19 protein-coding genes are annotated in these 19654 nt (G+C 67.2%); 16 read left to right on the top strand and 3 right to left on the bottom strand.

Features of this window, described 5'->3' with window-relative positions; translation table 11 throughout:
* The first annotated feature begins 44 nt into the window (after positions 1-44).
* A complete protein-coding gene (locus AB8M46_RS05935; protein WP_007028810.1) occupies positions 45-614 on the top strand; it encodes a helix-turn-helix domain-containing protein in 570 nt (189 codons plus the stop codon).
* A 9-nt stretch (positions 615-623) separates the two neighbouring features.
* Here AB8M46_RS05935 and AB8M46_RS05930 read toward each other — a convergent pair whose 3' ends face one another.
* On the bottom strand, positions 624-1037 hold the full coding sequence (locus AB8M46_RS05930; RefSeq protein ID WP_016337278.1) for a tetratricopeptide repeat protein: 414 nt from the start codon (positions 1035-1037) through the stop codon (positions 624-626).
* 71 nt (positions 1038-1108) lie between these two features.
* Here AB8M46_RS05930 and AB8M46_RS05925 point away from each other — a divergent pair, with 71 nt between their 5' ends.
* The 12 genes from AB8M46_RS05925 to AB8M46_RS05870 all read left to right on the top strand — a co-directional run bounded on the left by AB8M46_RS05925 (position 1109) and on the right by AB8M46_RS05870 (position 14037).
* The gene (locus tag AB8M46_RS05925; RefSeq protein WP_037340717.1) at positions 1109-1597 is read left to right on the top strand and encodes a glyoxalase/bleomycin resistance/extradiol dioxygenase family protein; all 489 of its coding nucleotides are present in this window, start codon (positions 1109-1111) and stop codon (positions 1595-1597) included.
* Between the two features lie 103 nt (positions 1598-1700).
* Complete coding sequence (gene eno / locus AB8M46_RS05920) at positions 1701-2987, top strand: phosphopyruvate hydratase (RefSeq protein WP_016337276.1); 1287 nt, start codon at positions 1701-1703, stop codon at positions 2985-2987.
* A 195-nt stretch (positions 2988-3182) separates the two neighbouring features.
* Positions 3183-3545 (top strand): septum formation initiator family protein, encoded by a 363-nt coding sequence (locus AB8M46_RS05915; protein ID WP_123799156.1) that lies wholly within the window; start codon positions 3183-3185, stop codon positions 3543-3545.
* Positions 3546-3569: 24 nt separating this feature from the next.
* Positions 3570-4079 carry a DUF501 domain-containing protein gene (locus tag AB8M46_RS05910; RefSeq protein ID WP_037340723.1) on the top strand — a complete coding sequence of 170 codons (510 nt, stop codon included), beginning with the start codon at positions 3570-3572 and terminating at the stop codon, positions 4077-4079.
* A gap of 184 nt (positions 4080-4263) precedes the next feature.
* Positions 4264-5412: a lytic transglycosylase domain-containing protein gene (locus AB8M46_RS05905; RefSeq protein ID WP_037340724.1), complete on the top strand. Its 1149-nt coding sequence runs from the start codon at positions 4264-4266 to the stop codon at positions 5410-5412.
* 23 nt (positions 5413-5435) lie between these two features.
* Positions 5436-6389, top strand: a complete 954-nt coding sequence (locus AB8M46_RS05900) for a Ppx/GppA phosphatase family protein (protein ID WP_037342450.1) — start codon at positions 5436-5438, stop codon at positions 6387-6389.
* A gap of 256 nt (positions 6390-6645) precedes the next feature.
* Entirely contained in the window at positions 6646-8265 is a 1620-nt protein-coding gene (locus tag AB8M46_RS05895; RefSeq protein WP_016337271.1) for an ABC transporter substrate-binding protein, read from the top strand.
* Between the two features lie 110 nt (positions 8266-8375).
* Positions 8376-9302, top strand: a complete 927-nt coding sequence (locus AB8M46_RS05890; RefSeq protein ID WP_016337270.1) for an ABC transporter permease — start codon at positions 8376-8378, stop codon at positions 9300-9302.
* On the top strand, positions 9295-10248 hold the full coding sequence (locus AB8M46_RS05885) for an ABC transporter permease (RefSeq protein WP_038508285.1): 954 nt from the start codon (positions 9295-9297) through the stop codon (positions 10246-10248). Before AB8M46_RS05890 ends, AB8M46_RS05885 begins: the two co-directional genes overlap by 8 nt.
* 6 nt (positions 10249-10254) lie before the next feature.
* Positions 10255-11247: an ABC transporter ATP-binding protein gene (locus AB8M46_RS05880; RefSeq protein WP_016337268.1), complete on the top strand. Its 993-nt coding sequence runs from the start codon at positions 10255-10257 to the stop codon at positions 11245-11247.
* A complete protein-coding gene (locus AB8M46_RS05875; protein ID WP_037340729.1) occupies positions 11240-12238 on the top strand; it encodes an ABC transporter ATP-binding protein in 999 nt (332 codons plus the stop codon). Before AB8M46_RS05880 ends, AB8M46_RS05875 begins: the two co-directional genes overlap by 8 nt.
* A gap of 77 nt (positions 12239-12315) precedes the next feature.
* On the top strand, positions 12316-14037 hold the full coding sequence (locus tag AB8M46_RS05870; protein WP_125733526.1) for a S8 family serine peptidase: 1722 nt from the start codon (positions 12316-12318) through the stop codon (positions 14035-14037).
* An 87-nt stretch (positions 14038-14124) separates the two neighbouring features.
* Here the strand turns inward: AB8M46_RS05870 and AB8M46_RS05865 are convergent, their stop codons facing one another.
* Positions 14125-14892 carry a hypothetical protein gene (locus tag AB8M46_RS05865; protein WP_394359753.1) on the bottom strand — a complete coding sequence of 256 codons (768 nt, stop codon included), beginning with the start codon at positions 14890-14892 and terminating at the stop codon, positions 14125-14127.
* Between the two features lie 331 nt (positions 14893-15223).
* Positions 15224-16720 carry a S10 family peptidase gene (locus AB8M46_RS05860; protein WP_037340732.1) on the bottom strand — a complete coding sequence of 499 codons (1497 nt, stop codon included), beginning with the start codon at positions 16718-16720 and terminating at the stop codon, positions 15224-15226.
* A 28-nt stretch (positions 16721-16748) separates the two neighbouring features.
* Between AB8M46_RS05860 and AB8M46_RS05855 the strand changes: the two genes are divergently transcribed.
* The 3 genes from AB8M46_RS05855 (at position 16749) to AB8M46_RS05845 (ending at position 19531) form a co-directional block, all read left to right on the top strand.
* Complete coding sequence (locus AB8M46_RS05855; protein ID WP_394359752.1) at positions 16749-17429, top strand: endonuclease V; 681 nt, start codon at positions 16749-16751, stop codon at positions 17427-17429.
* The gene (locus AB8M46_RS05850) at positions 17426-18118 is read left to right on the top strand and encodes a uracil-DNA glycosylase (protein WP_394359751.1); all 693 of its coding nucleotides are present in this window, start codon (positions 17426-17428) and stop codon (positions 18116-18118) included. The genes AB8M46_RS05855 and AB8M46_RS05850 overlap by 4 nt, the downstream gene beginning before the upstream one ends.
* An 84-nt stretch (positions 18119-18202) precedes the next feature.
* The gene (locus AB8M46_RS05845) at positions 18203-19531 is read left to right on the top strand and encodes an NAD(P)/FAD-dependent oxidoreductase (RefSeq protein WP_005155795.1); all 1329 of its coding nucleotides are present in this window, start codon (positions 18203-18205) and stop codon (positions 19529-19531) included.
* Positions 19532-19654: the final 123 nt, after the last annotated feature.

Genomic DNA, 19654 nt, shown 5'->3' with positions numbered 1-19654 from the left:
GCGAAAGTTGGCAAAGTTCATTGCCGATTTGGCAAACTGAAGACATGGAGGACATCGAACGGCGGCTCGCCGAGGTCGGCCCGAAGCTCAAGGCCCTTCGCAAGGAACGCGGTACCACCCTCTCCGCGCTTTCGGAGGCGACGGGGATCTCCGCCAGCACGCTCTCGCGGCTCGAATCGGGCACGCGGAAGGCCACGCTTGAGCTGCTGCTCACGCTGTCGGCGGCGCATCAGGTCCCGCTCGACGAACTGGTCGGCGAACCCGAACCCGCCGATCCGCGGGTCCGGATGAAGGCACAGAAGTTCGGCCGGTTCACCGCGTGGGCGCTGACCGCGCAGCCCGGGCAGCCGCAGGCGTTCAAACTGCTGATCCCGGTCGAGGACATCGAGCCGGTGCAGCGCACCCACGAGGGCTACGAATGGATGTACGTCCTCAGTGGACGGTTGCGGGCGTTGCTCGGCGATCGCGACTTCACGATGGGGCCCGGCGAGGCCGCCGAGTTCGACACTCGGGTGCCGCACTGGTTCGGCAGCGCGGGGCCGGGACCGGTGGAGCTGCTGGTGCTGTTCGGCAAGCAGGGCGAACGGGCGCATCTGCGGGCCAGGTCGAAATGAGGCGCCCGGTCAGTCGCGCAACGCGATCCGCGCGCTGACCTCGCTGATCGCTTCCAGATACTCCGGGATCGGATGCATCGCCGACGCTATCCGCATCTGCGCGAGCGCCTCGGTCAACCGGCCGAGGCGCTGGAGGGTCCGTCCGAGTACGAACCGCGCGTAATGATCGGTGGGATCCAGCTCCAGCACCCGGGTGAAGGCACGCTCCGCCCGCCGCAACTGTGCGGAGTGGAAGTACGCGCGGCCCGCCAGCAACTGAACACTCGGTTTGTCGGTTTCGTGTTCCAGCAAGGGCTCGAGTGCCTTGAGCGCGTCGAGCGGCCTGCGGCTTTCGACCAGCGCCTCCGCCTGTCGGAAGGCGCGGAACCGTGACTCGCCGGACGGGTCCGGGCCGGGTTCTGGGGCGGGTTCGGCATCCATCATGGTCCGCTCCACGATACGCCTGGGCAGGGCCGATCTCGACTGCTGAAACGGTCATGGTGGACTGTCCTGCCATGAGCAGTACCGAAGCGGATAGGCCCGAAAACGAGCCCGGATACCTCGGGCTCGCGCCGTACCTCTACTACGCCGACGCCACCGAGGCGGTCGCGTGGCTGGTCAGAGTGTTCGGGTTCACCGAGGAAGTGCGCTTCGCCGACGGCTCGGGAGAGGTGTTCCAGGCCACGCTGTGCGCCGGTCCGGCCAAGATCCAGCTGGCGGGGGTCGGCCCCGAGTACTGGCAGGCCAAGGGCGTCGACGGCCCGGTCGGGCAGCTGAACATCGTCTACGTCGCCGACGCCGACGCGCAGTACGAGCGGGTCCGCGCCGCGCTGGGCGACGACGCCGACATCGACGCGCCCCAGGACCAGCCGTACGGCGCCCGCGTGTTCACCGTCTCCGACATCGGCGGCAACAGCTGGACCTTCTGGCAGCAGTTCTCCGACACGGTCGAGCTCCCGTCGGGCTGGAAGGAAGTCCGGGCGGACGAACCAGTCGAGGAATAGCCCGGTCGGCGGCTGATGTGGCGCGTGCCTCCAACGGGTGAACTGCGGTGACGGCTAGGCTGGGCCCGGTCACCGCAGGCACAACCCACATGAGGAGCATGGCGTGGCGCTCATCGAGCAGGTAGGCGCTCGCGAGATTCTGGACTCGCGAGGCAACCCGACGGTCGAAGTGGAGGTGGCTCTCGACGACGGCACGCTGGCGCGGGCCGCGGTCCCCTCGGGTGCGTCCACCGGCGAACACGAAGCCGTCGAGCTGCGTGACGGCGACACCGGCCGGTACAACGGCAAGGGTGTCGAGCGCGCGGTCGCGGCCGTCCTGGACGAGATCGGCCCGGACCTGGTCGGCACCGACGCCGTCGACCAGCGCATCGTCGACCAGAAGCTGGTCGACCTCGACGGCACGCCGGCGAAGTCCCGCCTCGGCGCGAACGCCATCCTCGGCGTTTCGCTCGCCGTCGCGAAGGCCGCCGCGGAGTCGGCCGAGCTGGAGCTCTTCCGCTACCTCGGCGGGCCGAACGCGCACGTGCTGCCGGTGCCGATGCTGAACATCCTCAACGGTGGCGCGCACGCCGACACCGATGTCGACATCCAGGAATTCATGATCGCGCCGATCGGCGCCGAGTCGTTCCGCGAGGCCCTGCGCTGGGGCACCGAGGTCTACCACTCGCTGAAGTCGGTCCTGAAGGGCCGCGGCCTGGCGACCGGCCTCGGTGACGAAGGCGGCTTCGCGCCCAGCCTGAAGAACAACCGCGAAGCGCTCGACCTGATCCTTCAGGCGATCGAGAAGGCCGGGTACGCCCCGGGCCGCGACGTCGCGCTCGCGCTCGACGTCGCCGCCACGGAGTTCTTCTCCGACGGCGCGTACACCTTCGAAGGCGCGAAGAAGAGCGCCGAGCAGATGTCCGCCTACTACGGCGAGCTCGTCCGCGACTACCCGCTCGTGTCCATCGAGGACCCGCTGAGCGAGGACGACTGGGACGGCTGGGTCCAGCTGACCACCGAGATCGGCGAGAAGGTCCAGCTGGTCGGCGACGACCTGTTCGTCACCAACCCGGACCGCCTCGAAGAGGGCATCACCCGCCGCGCCGCCAACGCGCTGCTGGTGAAGGTCAACCAGATCGGCACCCTGTCGGAGACCCTCGACGCGATCTCGCTGGCCACCTCCTACGGCTACAAGTCGATGATGAGCCACCGGTCCGGCGAGACCGAGGACACCTTCATCGCCGACCTCGCCGTCGCGACCGGTGTCGGCCAGATCAAGACCGGCGCCCCGGCGCGCGGCGAGCGGATCGCCAAGTACAACCAGCTGCTCCGCATCGAGGAGACCCTCGCTGACGCGGCTCGCTACGCCGGCGACCTCGCGTTCCCGCGGTTCAGCCCGGAGGGGTAATCAGCCATGGCGGACCGGGGGAGGGCGCGGACGACGACCCGTCGTAGCGGCGGGCGCGCGAGCGGTGGCGGCTCCAGCAGGGGCCGCCGGCCGGAGCGTGCCCGTCGCACGACGACGACGGAGGTCCGCGCCCGAACCCGGCTGCGCCGCAGCCTGGCGGCGAAACGGGCATCGGGTGCCGCGAAGGTGCTCGGCATGTCCACCACCCGCCGGGCCGCGGTGGTGGCGATCGTGGTGTGCGCGCTCGCGTTCACCATCGCCGTCCCGCTGCGCACGTACCTCAGCCAGAAGTCCGAGGTGAACGAACAGCAGCAGCTGCAGTCCGAACTGCAGCGCAGCGTCACCCAGCTGGAAGGCCGCAAGGCCGAGCTGAGCGACCCCGCGCAGATCGAAGCCGAGGCCCGCAAGCGGTTCGGTTTCGTGAAGCCCGGCGAGACGCCGTACATCGTGCAGCTCCCCGAGGACAAGGCGCCCGAGCAGGGACAGCCGCAAGGTCAGCAGCCGGTGCCCGCGGGCTCCTGGTACGAGAAGCTGTGGGATCAGGTCGCGGGCGGCTGAAGCACTCCCTTTAGCCTTAGGGGTGTGAACAGCACGGAAAAGTCTTCCTTCGAGCCCGTGACCGACGCCGACCGCGAGATCATCGCGGAACAGCTCGGCCGGGCACCCCGTGCGCTGCGCGCCGTCGCCGCGCGCTGCCCGAGCGGCCACCCGTCGGTCGTGCAGACCAGCCCCCGCCTCGACGACGGCACGCCGTTCCCCACGCTCTACTACTTGACCTGCCCGAAGCTGACGTCGATGGTCGGCACGCTCGAAGCGTCCGGGCTGATGAAGGAGATGACCGACCGGCTCGCGGAGGATCCCGAGCTGGCGGCCGCCTACCAGCGGACCCACGAGAGCTACCTCGCCGAACGTGACGCCATCGACTCGCTCGGTCACGAGGTCAGCGCGGGCGGGATGCCCGGCCGCGTCAAATGCCTGCACGTCCACCTCGCGCACACGCTCGCCGTCGGCCCCGGCGTGAACCCGTTCGGTGACGAAACCCTCGCGCTGCTCAAGGCGAACGGATGGCCATCGGGCGACTGCCAGGGGTAACACCGGCCACCGATGTACAGATAGTTCCTCCAGGTGGGTTAATTCACCCGATGTCGGCCAACTGGTCGTCCTCAATGGGGTGAAACCGGTCACCGCATGCGGCAGGCTGTGTACCAGTCGTGGGTTTGTCGGGGTGGGTTTACCGGATCACCGAGTCGTGATCCGCCGGGGAGGGTTCAGGGGTATGCGCGTGAGGCAGGTGCCAGGCGCGGTCTCCGGTCATGTCCGGAGACTTTGTCTCCGGCACCGCACGATCGCCGCGGTGGCCGGAGGTGTCCTCGCCATCGTCCCGGCCGGTGCCGCGGTCGTCGGTACCGGCAGCTGGGCCGCGACGGCGAGCACGATCCACACCGACAACGTCGCCCTCGTCGGCGGCTACGACCCCAAGAACCCGCTGGTCCAGCAGATCGGTGTCGACGGCAGCCTGCCGAACGCGCCGACCCCGCTCCCGCTCCCCGCGGACGAACTCCCCAACGGACCGCTCGGCATCCCGGTCACCGCGCTCGCCGCGTACCGCAACGCCGCCGACATCCTCATCGCCGAACAGCCCGGCTGTCATATCGACTGGGCGCTGATCGCGAGTATCGGCCGCATCGAGTCCAACCACGCGCGCGGCGGTTACGTCGACGCGAAGGGCAACACCCTCGAACCGATCCTGGGCCCGCAGCTCAACGGCGCCGGCCCGTTCGCCGCCATCCCGGACACCGACGGCGGGAAGTTCGACGGCGACACGGTCTGGGATCGCGCCGTCGGCCCGACGCAGTTCATCCCGTCGACCTGGGCCCGCTACGCCTCCGACGGCAACGGCGACGGCGAATCCAATCCGAACAACATCTTCGACGCGGCGCTGGGCACGGGCCGGTACCTGTGCTCCGGCGGCCTCGATCTGTCGAAACCGGATCAGTTGCGCGCGGCCGTGTTCCGCTACAACAACTCGGACACCTACGTGAACACCGTGCTGATCTGGGCCGAGGCCTACCGCACGGGGGTGCTGCCGACGCCGGACAGCAAGGTGCCCATCGGCGCGCCGAACGCCGGTGCCGCTCCGCCGCCCGTGTCGGTGCCGCCGCCTCCGGTGCCGTCGACACCACCCGGTTCGGTGACGCCGCCGCCGTCGAGTTCGCTGCCGCCGAGCAATTCGGGTTCGTCGTCCTCGTCGAAGCCTGCAACCACTTCGAATACGTCCACTCCGTCTTCGTCGACTTCTCTGCCGCCCTGCCCGACAGAGAGCCCGTCTTCGACTCCGCCGAGCACGTCCCAGAGCCCCACGGCGACGCCGACGTGTACACCTCCGCCGAGCTCGGAAGGGTCGACCAGCGGCAAACCCACCTGATCGGCATTGACTACGCTGGCGTCATGCCTCGTGTTGCCGCGATCGACTGTGGGACCAACTCCATCCGCCTGCTCGTCGCCGAGCTGACCCCCCGCCACGACGGGACGGTCGACCTGCGCGACCTGCACCGCGAGATGCGGATCGTCCGCCTCGGCCAGGGTGTGGACGCCACCGGCAAGCTGGCGCCCGAGGCGCTCGAGCGCACCCGCAAGGCGCTTGCCGATTACACGATCGCCGCGCGCCGCAAGGGTGTCGAGAAGGTCCGCATGGTCGCGACGTCCGCGACCCGTGACGCGAGCAACCGTGACGAGTTCTTCGCGATGACGCGCGAGGTGCTCGGCACCGAGGCCGAGGTCATCAGCGGCGACGAAGAGGCGCGCCTTTCCTTCACCGGCGCCGTCGGTGAGCAGGATCCCGACGACGGTCCCTTCGTGGTGGTCGACGTCGGCGGCGGTTCGACCGAACTCGTGGTCGGCACCTGGGACGGCCGCCAGGCGGAGGTCATCGCGGCCAAGTCGGTCGACATCGGCTGTGTGCGGATCACCGAACGCGCGCTGAAGTCGGACCCGCCGACCGCGGCCGAGATCGCCGAAGCCCGCGAGTTGGCCGCGAAGGTGCTCACTGAGGCCTTCGACGTCGTGGACGTGTCCACCGCCAAGACGTGGATCGGCGTCGCCGGGACGGTCACGACCCTGACCGCCGTGGCGCAGGGCCTGTCGGAGTACGACTCCGAGCGCACGCACCTTTCGAAGCTCTCCCACGCCGACATCGACCGGGTCGCGCAGTCGCTTCTCACGGCCGACCATGCCACCCGCGCCGCGAACCCGGTGATCCACCCGGGCCGGGTCGACGTGATCGGCGGCGGCTCGGTGATCGTGCAGGTGCTGGCGGAGCAGTTCGCCACGCGCGGTGGTCCCGACGAGCTGGTGATCTCCGAGCACGACATCCTCGACGGGATCGCGCTGTCCTTGGCTTGACAGTCGGGTTTTCTCTTACGTGAAGCCATTTCTTTAGGTGATCAAGTGGTGACCTCCAGCCAGGATTGGGCCATTCGGCGCAGCGTCGTTCCTACCAACGTTGTGCTCTAACCGGGTGGTCCGGGAGACCGTCACACATTTGCAACACCAACGCACTGTGATCGCCTTCACCTGTCCCATAGCGTCGTCTCACCTTCTGGGCGGTAGGGCGCGACCAGCGCCCGCCGACAATCCGACGACGAGAGTTGGAGGGGACATGCGGGCTTCACGCGGGTTCTGGGGAGCGACGGCGGTGGTGGCCACGGCGGCCCTGCTGCTGACGGCCTGTGGGGGTGGTGGGTCCGGTGAGAACAAGGGATCCGGCGCCACCGACGCCAACGCGTCGGTTTCGGTCTACGGCACCGAGCCGGAGAACTCGCTGATTCCCGCCAACACCAACGAGCTCGGCGGGTCCAAGGCCCTCAAGCCGGTCTTCTCGGCGCTGGTCGGCTACAAATCCGACACCGCCGAGCCGTACAACCTGATGGCCGAATCGATCAACACGACCGATTCCAAGGTCTTCGACATCAAGATCAAAAAGGGCTGGAAGTTCCACGACGGGACCGAGGTCAAGGCCAAGAACTTCGTCGACGCCTGGAACTACAGCGCGAACGGCAAGAACGGCATGCAGAACGCGTCGTTCTTCGAGCAGATCCAGGGCTACGACGAGATCAGCGCCAAGGAACCGGCCGTCAAGGAGATGTCCGGGCTCAAGGTCGTGAACGACTACGAGTTCCAGGTCACCCTCAAGGGGCCGTTCTCGGTGTTCGCCACCAAGATCGGTTACCTCGCCTTCGCGCCGCTGCCGGACAAGTTCTTCGCCGACCCGGAGGCGTTCGCCAAGGCCCCGATCGGCAACGGCCCGCTGAAGTTCGTTTCGCGTACGCCCAACCAGAACATGAAGCTCACGCGGTACGACGAGTACCAGGGCGAGGACAAGGTCAAGTTCAAGGACCTGGAAGTCCGTATCTACACCAGCCAGGAGACCGCGTACCAGGATCTGCTGAGCAACCGCCTCGACTTCATGGAGGCGCTCCCGCCGGCGGCGAAGGCCGGCGGCAAGTACAAGACCGACCTCGGTGAGCGTCTGGTCGAAGGGAAGCTGCTCGGCATCAGCGCGCTCGCGCTCCCGTACTACGTCCCGGGTTACAACAACCTCGACCTGCGCAAGGCGATCTCGCTGGCCATCGACCGCGAGCAGATCGTCAAGACCGTCATGAACGACACCTACGCGCCCGCCGACGGCTACGTGTCGCGCGGTATCGAAGGCTACCGGCCCGGTGTCTGCGGCGAGTTCTGCAAGTTCGATCCGGTGAAGGCCAAGGAGTTCTTCGCGAAGTCCGGGTTCACCGGCAAGCTGACCATCGCGTCGAACGCCGACGGTGGCCGCAAGGAGCCGCTGGTCGCGGCGTGCAACAGCATCAAGAACGCGCTCGGCGTCGAATGCGACTTCGTGCCGGCGACCGATTTCGGGCAGTGGCGCAGCATCGTCAACAACCGTCAGCTGACCGGTATGGGCCGCTCCGACTGGTCCGCCGACTACCCGTCGATCGAGAACTACCTGAACCCGCGCTACAAGAGCACCGGTTCGTCGAACGACTCCACGTACAACAACCCGGCCGTGGACGCGCTGCTGACCCAGGCGGACCAGACCGCCGACAAGGCGGCCGCGATCAAGCTGTACCAGCAGGCCGAGGACCTGATCGCGAAGGATCTGCCGCAGATCCCCGTGTGGGAAGAGAAGGGTGTCGGCGGCAAGTCGAACCGGCTCAAGGTCGCGAAGCTCGACTTCGGTCGCCTCGCGGACTACTCGTCCATCGAGGTCGCGGCGAAGTAATCGCGTGGTTGCGCTGGTCGTGAGTGCCGTTTCGGGTTCTAACCCGAAACGCCACTCACGACCAGCCGGACCGAAGGCTCCCACCACGCGATCCCCAGGACGGCACGCCCATGCCCCAGTACATCCTTCGACGACTACTTCAACTCATCCCGGTCTTCTTCGGCACGACGTTCCTCATCTACGCCCTCGTGTGGGCGGTGCCCGGTGACCCGTTCGCCGGCAAATGCGGCCAGGTCGCCTGCCCGCCCGCCTACATCGAGATGATGACGGCGAAGTTCAACCTCGACGATTCGATCTTCGTCCAGTACTTCAAATACCTCGGCAACCTGTTCACCGGCGACTGGGGCGAGACCTTCAACGGTGTCTCGGTCGGCGAGCTGATCGGCAACGCCTATCCGGTGACCGTCCGGCTCGCCCTCATCGCGGTGGCCATCGAAGCGATCATCGGTTTGTCCGCGGGCATCCTGACCGGCTTGCGCGGCAAGGGTTTCCTCGACAACCTCGTGCTGATGTCCACCACGTTCCTGATCTCGATCCCGGTGTTCGTGACCGCGATCGTGCTGCAGATCGTCCTCGGTTCGGAACTGGGCATCATCGACGCGAGCGTGTCCGAGGACGCCACGATCGGCGAACTGATCGTGCCCGGAATCGCGCTCGGCAGCCTTTCCATGGCCTACATTGCCCGGCTGACCAGAACGAGCATCGCGGAGAACCGGCACGCCGACTACGTCCGCACGGCCGTCGCGAAAGGACAGCCGCGCAGCCGGGTCGTCGGTGTGCACCTGCTCCGGAACTCGGTGATCCCGGTGCTGACCTTCATCGGCACCGACATCGGCGCGCTCATGGGCGGGGCCATCGTCACCGAAGGCGTGTTCAACATCAACGGCATCGGCGGGCTCATCTTCCGCGGTATCCAGAACCGGGAGGGCGCCACCGTCACCGGCGTCGTCGTCCTGCTGGTGATGGTCTATCTGCTGGTGAGTCTCATCGTCGACCTGCTCTACGCCGTTCTCGACCCGAGGATCCGTTATGACTGACCCCAATGTGGCCGGCGGGGTGTCCTCTGTGGACGTCGCGAGCGCCGGTGTCGCCGACGATTCCGCGGTGGCGCACAAACCGCGCAGTCTCGGCGGCGACGCCTGGCGGATGCTGCGCAAGCGGCCGTCGTTCATCATCTCCGCCGTCATCATCGCGCTCGTCGTGCTCATCGCGATCGCGCCCGACCTGTTCAGTTCCCGGCCCGCCGGGTTCAGCGATCTGCTCCACGCCAACGAAGGACCGTCCGCGGACGCCTGGTTCGGTTACGACAACCAGGGATACGACGTCTACGCGCGGACCATCCACGGCGCGCGGGCGTCGCTGCTGGTCGGTGTCTTCGCGACGATCCTGACGATCCTGATCGGTTCGGTGGTCGGGATCGTCGCCGGGTATTACGGCCGTCTCGTCGACAGCCTGTTCTCGCGGGTGGGCGACATCTTCGCGGCGCTGCCGTTCGTGCTCGGCGCGATCGTCATCCTGACCACGTTCAACGCGCCCGGCTCGAATCCCGGCGTGGTCACCATCATCGTGCAGGTGGTCGTCTCGATCGCCGCGCTGAGCTGGCCGGTGGCGATGCGCATCATGCGGTCGGCGACGCTGGTGGCCAAACAGCTCGACTACGTCAAGGCCGCACGCGGTCTCGGCGCGAGCACGCCGCGCATCGTGTTCCGGCATCTGCTGCCCAACACGGTCGCGCCGGTGCTGGTCTACGGGACCATCGCGCTCGGCGCGTTCATCGGCGCGGAAGCGACACTGGCGTATCTCGGCGTCGGCGTGCGGCCGCCGGTCGTCTCGTGGGGCGTGATGATCAGCGACGCGCGGGACTACTTCCGGGTGAATCCGCACATGCTGTTGTTCCCCGCCGGGTTCGTGACCATCACCGTGCTCGCTTTCGTCATGCTCGGTGACGGGATCCGCGACGCGCTCGACCCGAAGGCCCGGTGATCGGCCGTGACCGACGAATTGCTGCTGGAAGTGGAAGACCTCCACGTCGAATTCCGTACCTCCGACGGTGTCGCGACCGTGCTCAACGGCGTCGACTACTCCGTGCACGCCGGGGAAACCCTTGCCGTGCTGGGAGAATCGGGCTCCGGTAAAAGTGTCACGGCGCAGACGGTGATGGGCATTCTCGACAGCCCGCCCGCCGTCGTCACCGGCGGTGCCGTCCGGTACCGCGGCGAGGATCTGCTCACCGCCACCGAAGAGCGGCGGCGTGAAGTGCGGGGCGGGGAGATCGCGATGATCTTCCAGGACGCGCTGTCGGCGTTGAATCCCGTGTTCACCGTGGGCTTCCAGATCGAAGAACAGCTGCGGGTCCGGCTTGGTATGTCCAAAAAGGACGCACGCAAACGGGCGATCGAACTGCTCGACATCGTGCGTATCCCGGCGGCCGCCCGCCGCGTCCGCGAGTATCCGCACCAGTTCTCCGGTGGGATGCGGCAGCGCGCGATGATCGCCATGTCGCTCGCGCTCGACCCGGATCTGCTGATCGCGGACGAGCCGACGACCGCGCTCGACGTCACCGTGCAGGCCCAGATCATGGACCTGCTGGCGGAGATCCAGGCCGAACGGCGGATGGGGCTGATCCTGATCACCCACGACCTGGCGGTGGTCGCCGAGGTCGCCGACCGGATCGCGGTGATGTACGCGGGCCGGATCGTCGAACAGGCCGACGTCGCCGAGTTGTTCCGCTCGCCGGGGCATCCCTACACCGAGGCGCTGATGGCCTCGCTGCCGCGGCTCGACCTCAAAGGACAGACGCTGGAGACCATCAAGGGCCTGCCGCCGAGCCTGTTGAACGTGCCGCCCGGCTGCCCGTTCCATCCGCGCTGCCCACGGGCGGAAAGCCGGTGCGAGACCGAACGGCCCGCCCTGCACAGTCTCGGTTTCGGCCGGGTCAGCGCCTGCCACTTCGCCGACGAGGTGGTGAGCGGCCGTGTCTGAGCCCATTCTGCGGGTCGAGAACCTGGTGAAGTACTTCCCCGTGCGGGCGGGGATCCTCTTCAAACGCACCATCGGGCACGTGAAGGCCGTCGACGGGGTCTCCTTCGACCTGATGCCGGGGGAAACACTCGGCGTCGTGGGGGAGTCCGGCTGTGGCAAGTCCACGCTGGCCCAGGTGCTGATGCGGCTGGAGGAACCCACGGGCGGGCTCGCGACCTTCGAAGGCCGCGACATCTTCGCGTTGCGGGGAGCGGAACTGCGGAGGCTGCGGCGTGAGATCCAGATCGTGCTGCAGGATCCGTACACCTCGCTGAACCCGAGGATGACGGTCGGCGACATCATCGGCGAGCCCTTCGAAATCCACACCGAGGTGGCGCCGAAGGGGTCGCGGGCGGCGAAGGTGCGGGAACTGCTCGACGTCGTCGGGTTGAACCCCGAGCACATCAACCGCTATCCGCACCAGTTCTCCGGCGGGCAGCGTCAGCGCATCGGGATCGCGCGGGCGCTGGCGTTGCGGCCGAAGGTCATCATCTGCGACGAACCCGTTTCCGCGCTGGACGTTTCGATCCAGGCGCAGGTGATGAACCTGCTCGGTGAACTGCAGAAGGAATTCGGCCTTTCCTATGTGTTCATCGCACATGATCTGTCCGTTGTCCGTCACCTTTCCACGCGGGTCGCGGTGATGTATCTCGGCAAGATCGTGGAAATGGGGACGGAAGAGGAGATCTACGAACATCCGTCGCATCCCTATACGCAGGCGCTGTTGTCCGCGGTGCCGGTCGCGGATCCGGCGTTACGCGGGCAGCGTCAGGTGATCCGCCTGGAAGGCGACGTGCCGAGCCCGCTGGATCCGCCGTCCGGCTGCCGGTTCCGCACGCGGTGCTGGAAGGCGCAGGACATTTGCGCGGATCAGGAACCCGAATTGATCACCCGGTCCGGTGGGCATTTGTCCGCCTGTCATTTCGCGGAGGAGAAAACCGTCGTCCCCTGACTTTCGTAGGGACTTCGTTGATACGTGATGGACAGCTGACGTAGTTTGCACGAATAGCATTCTTCAGGAGGCAGGAAGTGAAAAAGCCAAGATCTCTCGTGATCGCGCTCGCGGTACCGCTGTTCGGTGCAATCGTGGCCGCGCCGACGGCTTCCGCGCAGCCGCAGCTTTCCGGTGCGGCGACCGAATTCTCCGTACTGGCCCGTGAAGGCCAGAGCGTGGCCTCGGTGGAAAGGGCGATCCGCGCCGCCGGGGGCACCGTCGTGACGAGCAACGCCGCGGTCGGCCTGATCACCGCGACCGCGCCCGCCAACGGTTTCGCCGAGCGGGTCTCCGCGGACCGCGCGGTCTTCGGTGCCGCCAAGGCGAAGGCGATCGGCACCGCGCCGAAGCAGGGCAAGGCGAAGGTCAAGCCGGGTGTCGTCGAGAAGGAGGGCCGGGGCGCCGCGTCGGCCAAGAAGCCGGTGCAGGCGAACGCCGTCGGCATGGACCCGCTCGACGATCAGCTCTGGGGACTCAAATCCGTCCGGTCGGACCTTTCGCGTACCAAGCAGCCGGGTGACAAGCGGGTGAAGGTCGGCGTCATCGACACCGGCGTCGACGGCAGCCACCCGGACATCGCGCCGAACTTCGACCGCGCCGCGTCGCGGAACTTCACGAAGGACATCGTCTCCGACGTGAACGGCGGCGTCGTCGACGGACCGTGTGAATTCCGCGGCTGTGTCGACCCGGTGGATCACGACGACAACGGCCACGGCACGCACGTCGCCGGCACCATCGGCGCCGCCGCGAACGGTTTCGGTGTCTCGGGTGTCGCCCCGAACGTGACGCTGGTGAACCTCCGCGCCGGGCAGGACTCGGGCTTCTTCTTCCTGCAGCCGACCGTGGACGCGATCACCTACGCCGGCGACGCCGGTGTGGACGTCGTGAACATGAGCTTCTTCACTGACCCCTGGCTGTACAACTGCACCGCGAACCCCGCGGACACGCCCGAGCAGCAGGCCGAGCAGCGCACCATCATCGAGGCGACGACCCGTGCGCTGAACTACGCGCACCGCAAGGGTGTCACCCAGGTGGTCTCGCTGGGCAACCAGCACAGCGACCTGGCCGCCCCGCAGCCGGACGCGTCGAGCCCGGGCTACCCGTCGAACAGCACGCACCCGCGGCAGATCGACAACGCGAGCTGCCTCTCGCTGCCCATCGAAGGCCCGCACACGATCGGCGTCTCGTCCTTCGGCCCGTCGCAGGCGAAGGCGGACTACTCGAACTACGGGACCGAGCAGATCTCGGTGTCCGCGCCCGGTGGTTACTTCCGTGACTACTACGGCACCCCGTGGTTCCGCACGGTCGAGAACCAGATCCTCTCGACCTACCCGCGCAACGTCGGTGTCGCCGAGGGCATGATCGACGCGGACGGGAACGTCACGCCCGACGGTGTGACCGCCGGTGTCAAGAAGGCGACCGCCGCCGACGGCCGCGTCGGCTACTACCAGTGGCTGCAGGGGACGTCGATGGCGTCGCCACACGCGACCGGTGTCGCGGCGCTGATCGTTTCGCAGTACGGCAAGGGTTCGCGCGATTTCGGGATGAACCCGGACGCCGTGCAGCGGGTGCTCGAGGGCACGGCTTCGGACATCGCCTGCCCGACGCCGCGGACCGTCGACTACCTGAAGGAAGGCCGGGACGCGTCGTTCACCGCGACCTGCACCGGTGACGCTTCGTTCAACGGCTTCTACGGTCACGGTGCCGTTGACGCCTGGTCGGCCGTGACGCGCGGTTCGGAGTTCCTGCGCGGCTGACCCTCGTTTCCTTCGAGTGCTATGAACGGTCCGTTCCTTGCAAATTTTGCAAGGAACGGACCGTTCATAGCGTATGCGGCCGGGCCGTCACGCGGCTCGATCGGTGCGGACCACAGTGACATCAGGCCTCGGGCGTCGCGCCGCTGCGTCGGCCGCGGCACGGAGTTCGGCGATGACCTTCTCCGGTTCGTCGCGAATCCGCGACGGCAGGGTCTGGACGACGATGATCCCCGCAGCCGCATAGCGATTGTTGCGATGGAGGGTCTTCCGATAAACGTCCCTGCCGAAGTGGAAGGCATACGAATCGACTTCCCATGCCATGCCGAGCTCGTCGCACCATGAATCCGGCTTGCCGATGTAGTTGCCGAAGGCGTCGTAGATCTTGACGTTCCGCTCGGCAGGCGGCAGGCCCGCCTTCTTCCAGATCGCCAGCGATGCAGCTTCAGGGACAGACTTGACATCGGCGGCGAGCTCTCGGAGCACGGCGCGAGGGAGAGCTGTTCCTCGTCTGCTGCCGGATTCGAGTTCGGCGCTCAACTCGTCCACCGTGCAGAGGCCCGTCTCGATGGCTTCGATGAGCAGAGCGCGAACCGGGTCGAGATCCCGAATGCGCCTTACGCCATCCAAGACGGCTCGAGCCGGTGCCGCCAGCGGTACCCCTTCGAGCACGCGGCGTTCCGGCATCGCGATCGTTCGTTCGATGATCGCGAACTTGACGCTTCGTACTTGGTGCTGTTCGGGGATGAGCACGTGGACTGTCCCATGGGGACCGGATTGTCGTAGCCCGTAACGTCGTGCAGCCTCGAAGCCGGTGACGACCCCCAGGGCATGGGTGAGCATCAGTGCGGCTTCCACCCGCTGCCGTGCGCTTGGCTGCTCCTTCGAGAGAAGGACGATGCCCGGTAGGAGGTGAGTCCACCTTCCACCAGGCTGGCATCTTCGATACGACGTGCTTTGTGTGACCCCGAGTCTCTCCAGGGTCGCCACGCGGATTACGCCGTGCCGACTGTGTTGACGTAGGTATGAGTCCGTTAGTGGAGCCCGTGATAGGTACATGCCGACATGGTGGACCGGAGAACCGACAGAACTCGGTGCCGGAGTGCCATGAACGGTCCGTTCCTTGCAAAATTTGCAAGGAACGGACCGTTCATGGCGTCTGAGGGGACACTTGGAGGGCCGAGGGCGACTACTTGCCCGAAGCGGCTTTGATGAACTTCGCGAGGTCCTTCGCCTGCCGCACCCGCGACTCCTCGTGCACGTACATCATGTGTCCGGCCGGGTAGTACGCCGTGTCGATGTTCTCCCGCAGTTCCTCGGGAATCTGAAGCCGCGCCAGCACGTGCTCCGACGCGAAGTACGGCGTCGCGCCATCGTAGTGACCGAAGGCGACGTGCACCCGAAGGTGCGGGTTCGCCCGCATGGCCGACGCGAGCGAGTCCACAGAGGACACTGAGCGTCCCTCGAAGTCCGAGTACGACCAGGCCTTGAAGACGTCCGTCGAGAGGATCTCGTACGGCAGGTCGTTCTCGTAGCCCAGTTCGGCGCGTACATAGTGGTTGAGCCCGCCCGTGTAGGCGCCGATGATCCGCGAGATCGACGGATCGTCGCTCATGTGCTCGCGACCGCCGTCGGGCTCCCAGGTGGTGAACCGGCCGTCCATCCGCCCGACGACCAGCCCCTTGTCCCGCAGCAGTTCGGTGAAGTACCGCACGTGCTCGATCCGCAGGTTGACCCGGTCCACATAGGACTCACTAAGTCCGGTCAGCGAAGCGAGTGTCGCCACCGCTTCCGCGCGGTCCTGTGTGGACAGACGCGCGCCGCGGGCGAGGGCCCAGGGGAGTTCCTTGGCCGCGAAGTCCTCGGCGTCGGCGAGGACGTCGTCGAGCGGCCGGTCGCCGTGGAGACCGTGGTAGTGCGCGATCGCCGCGTAGGTCGGCACGTAGAGCGAGTACGGCAGGTCGTTGCCCTCGGTGAACCGCAGTGTGCCCAGGTCCAGCACGGACGAGATGAGCAGGAGCCCGTTGAAGTACATCCCGTGGCGTTCCTGCAGATGCGACGCCAGCCCGGCCGCGCGGAGCGTGCCGTACGACTCGCCGGCCAGGAACTTCGGCGACAGCCAGCGCTGTTTGCGCGAGACCCACAGCCGGATGATCTCGCCGATGGACTCGATGTCTGCGGTGTATCCGTGGTACTCCTTGGCCGCCTCGCCGTCCACGGCGCGGGAATAGCCGGTCGACACCGGGTCGATGAACACCAGGTCGCTGTGCGCCAGCAGGGTTTCCTGGTTGTCGGTCAGCCCGTAGGGCGGCGCGACCGGGTCGTCGACATCGCCGGAAAGCACGCGGCGCGGGCCGAGCAGGCCCATGTGCAGCCAGACACTCGCCGAGCCGGGCCCGCCGTTGAACGCGAACGTGACCGGCCGCGAGCCGGGCTCCGCGTCGTCGAGCGTGTAGGCGGTCAGGAACACCTCGGCCTTGGCCTTGTGGCCTTCGGACTTGCCGTCGGTGATGACCTCCTTCCGCAGCACGATCCGCCCGGTCTGGGCGGTGTACGCGAGCTTCTTGCGCTTGAGCGTCAGCGTGTGCTTCGTGGTGACCAGGTCGTCGGTCGGCTCGACCTTGGTTTCCACCGACGGGGTGTCCTTCTCGTCGGTGGCCTTCGAATCGGGATTCGTGTCCGGCATGCTTCCAACTTACTGGCAGTCTGTAGGAGTGGACATCGTCACGGCGCATGATCGCCCGAGCACGCCAGGGCAGGCGATCGAGATCCAGGAAACCCTGCGTGGCCTGGTCGATCTCGAAGATCGCTGTCCACAAGAGATCGTCACGGTCACCGGGCTGGACGTCGCGTACGACGAGGCCAGCGGCCTGATCGCCGCGGCCGCCGTCACCCTCGAAACCTCCGGATTCCGCGTCGTGGAAAAGCGATCGGTCGTCTCCCGGGTTTCGTTCCCGTACGAACCGGGCCTTTTCGCGTTTCGCGAGCTTCCTCCGCTGCTCGACGCCCTCCGCGCGCTCGATCACGTCCCGGATCTGCTGGTCTGCGATGGGCACGGCCTGGCGCACCCGCGCCGATTCGGGCTCGCCTGCCACGTCGGCGTCGTGACCGGCCTGCCGTCCATCGGGGTCGGCAAGACCCGGTTCATCGGCGAACACGACGAACCCGGCGGCACCCGTGGCTCGCGGGCGCCCCTGCTGGACGAAGGCGATGTCGTCGGCGCGGTTCTGCGCACCCAGGACGACGTGAAGCCCGTTTACGTCTCCGTCGGCCACAAGATCTCGCTGGAGAACGCGTGCCGCCAGGTGCTGCGGCTGGCACCGTCGTTCCGTCAGCCGGAGACGACCCGGCACGCCGACCGCCTCGCCCGGGACACCCTGAAAGAAGCGTTATGAGGTTCCGTTCGCTCGCCGAACTCGACGCCGAGGTCGTGGACTGCCGTGCCTGCCCGCGGCTGGTCGCCTGGCGCGAGGAGATCGCCGTGGCCAAGCGGGCGGCGTTCGCCGGCGAGACCTACTGGGCCCGGCCGGTACCCGGCTTCGGACCGCCGGACGCGTCACTGGCCATCGTCGGCCTGGCTCCCTCCGCGCACGGCGCGAACCGGACCGGCCGCCTGTTCACCGGCGACCCGTCCGGTGACGTTCTCTTCAAGGCGCTTCACCGGGTCGGGGTGGCGTCACAGCCGACGTCGACCCATATAGGTGACGGGCTCGAGCTGCGGGGTACCCGGATGGTCTCTCCGGTGAGATGCGCGCCACCCGCCAACAAGCCCACACCTGAGGAACGGGAGACCTGCCGATCGTGGCTCGCGGCCGAACTCGCGTTGCTGAAGCCGACGCTGAAGGCCGTCGTGGTGCTCGGCGCGTTCGGCTGGCAGGCGTTGCTGCCGGTGCTCGCGGAGGCGGGCTGGCCGGTGCCCGCGCCACGCCCGAAGTTCGGTCACGGAGCGGAAGTGGAACTCGGCGACCTGCGCCTTTTCGGCTGTTACCACGTGTCGCAGCGCAATGTCCAGACCGGCCGCCTGACGCTTGACATGGTGTGCGACGTCCTGGCCTCCGCGACCTCGGCGGCCGGCCTGAACTGAATCGGTGCGGAAACCGTGGCGACGCTGGTCACAGCCGGATGGGGTCTGCGAGCGATCTCAGCAGATGGGTGCGACTATAGGAATATGGCTGGTGTTAAGTCGGAACCGACACGGATCCTCGTCCTTGGTGGTGGGTACGTCGGGCTCTACACGGCGTACGGGCTCCAGAAGATGCTCCGGGCCAACGAAGCGTCCGTGACGGTCGTTGATCCGCAGCCGCACATGACCTATGCCCCCTTCCTGCCCGAGGCGGCGGCCGGTGCGATCGAACCGCGGCACGTGGTCGTGCCGTTGAGGCGCGTGCTCAAGCGCTGCCACGTGCTCACCGCGCGCGTGACGAAGATCGAGCACGAGCGCAAAGCCGTGACGGTCGAGGCCGCCGACGGGCACGTCGAGCAGCTGAACTACGACGTCCTCGTGGTCGCGCTCGGCGCCGTCGCGCGCATCCTGCCGATCCCGGGCCTGGTCGAGGAAGGTATCGCCTTCAAGACCATCGGCGAGGCGATCTACCTGCGCAACCACGTCATGACGAAGCTGGACGAGGCCGCCAGCACGCTCGATCCCGAGCAGCGCAAGCGCCTGCTGACGTTCACCGTCGTCGGCGGCGGGTTCGCCGGTATCGAAGCGCTCGCCGAACTCGAGGACATGACCCGGTTCGCGGTGGAGAACTACTACCCGAACCTCAAGGTCGAGGACATCCGCTGGGTGCTCGTCGAGGCCGCCGGGCGGATCCTCCCCGAGGTGCGCGAGACGCTCGGTGTGTACACCGTCGAGCAGCTCGAGAAGCGCGGCATCGAAGTCTATTTGTCGACAGCCGCGAAGTCGTTCGAGAACGGCCACGTCGTGCTCTCGGACGGCACCGAATTCGACACCGACACGATCATCTGGACCGCCGGTGTGAAGGCGAACCCGGTGCTCGCCAGCTCGGACCTGCCGCTGGACAAGCGCGGCCGGGTCGAGGCCACCGCCGCGATGCAGGTCGTCGGGCACCCCGACGTCTGGACCGCCGGTGACAACGCCGCCGTACCGGACCTCTCGCGTACCGAGCAGGACCCGACCGCGACCTGCCCGCCGAACGCGCAGCACGCCGTGCGCCAGGCGCGGCTGCTGTCGAAGAACATCATCAAGGTGATCCGCGGCGGCAAGCCGAAGGACTACTACCACAAGAACCTGGGTGCGGTGGCCAGCCTCGGCCTGCACAAGGGTGTCGCCGACGCGCTGAACCTGAAGATCAAGGGCTTCCCGGCCTGGCTCTTCCACCGCGCGTACCACCTCAAGGCGATGCCGACGTGGAACCGCAAGATCCGCATCCTGTTCGACTGGATGCTCGGCGGCCTGTTCCGGCGCGAGGTCATCTCGCTCGGCCAGATCAACAACCCGCGCGAGGAGTTCGACCGGCTGTCGAAGTCCTGACTTCGTAGTTCCGTGAAGGCCTCCTTCCCTACCTTGAACGTAGGGAAGGAGGCCTTCACGGCGTTCGCGCTCCGGCTCTTCCGGCTCCGCGAGGAGCTCAGGCTCCGTTGGCTCGAATATCGG

Source organism: Amycolatopsis sp. SB7-3 (assembly GCF_041021335.1).
GTDB lineage: Bacteria > Actinomycetota > Actinomycetes > Mycobacteriales > Pseudonocardiaceae > Amycolatopsis > Amycolatopsis japonica.
The sequence above is the reverse complement of the archived record's forward strand: the minus strand, read 5'-3'. Positions and strand labels throughout refer to the sequence as shown.

Bases quoted from the DNA above. Each gene is read 5' to 3' on its own strand.
- AB8M46_RS05890 (WP_016337270.1), top strand. From the start codon at position 8,376: ATGCCCCAGTACATCCTTCGACGACTACTTCAACTCATCCCGGTCTTC.
- AB8M46_RS05930 (WP_016337278.1), bottom strand. From the start codon at position 1,037: ATGATGGATGCCGAACCCGCCCCAGAACCCGGCCCGGACCCGTCCGGC.
- AB8M46_RS05885 (WP_038508285.1), top strand. From the start codon at position 9,295: ATGACTGACCCCAATGTGGCCGGCGGGGTGTCCTCTGTGGACGTCGCG.
- AB8M46_RS05900 (WP_037342450.1), top strand. From the start codon at position 5,436: ATGCCTCGTGTTGCCGCGATCGACTGTGGGACCAACTCCATCCGCCTG.
- AB8M46_RS05925 (WP_037340717.1), top strand. From the start codon at position 1,109: ATGAGCAGTACCGAAGCGGATAGGCCCGAAAACGAGCCCGGATACCTC.
- AB8M46_RS05905 (WP_037340724.1), top strand. From the start codon at position 4,264: ATGCGCGTGAGGCAGGTGCCAGGCGCGGTCTCCGGTCATGTCCGGAGA.
- AB8M46_RS05895 (WP_016337271.1), top strand. From the start codon at position 6,646: ATGCGGGCTTCACGCGGGTTCTGGGGAGCGACGGCGGTGGTGGCCACG.
- AB8M46_RS05860 (WP_037340732.1), bottom strand. From the start codon at position 16,720: ATGCCGGACACGAATCCCGATTCGAAGGCCACCGACGAGAAGGACACC.
- AB8M46_RS05935 (WP_007028810.1), top strand. From the start codon at position 45: ATGGAGGACATCGAACGGCGGCTCGCCGAGGTCGGCCCGAAGCTCAAG.
- AB8M46_RS05845 (WP_005155795.1), top strand. From the start codon at position 18,203: ATGGCTGGTGTTAAGTCGGAACCGACACGGATCCTCGTCCTTGGTGGT.
- AB8M46_RS05850 (WP_394359751.1), top strand. From the start codon at position 17,426: ATGAGGTTCCGTTCGCTCGCCGAACTCGACGCCGAGGTCGTGGACTGC.
- AB8M46_RS05915 (WP_123799156.1), top strand. From the start codon at position 3,183: ATGTCCACCACCCGCCGGGCCGCGGTGGTGGCGATCGTGGTGTGCGCG.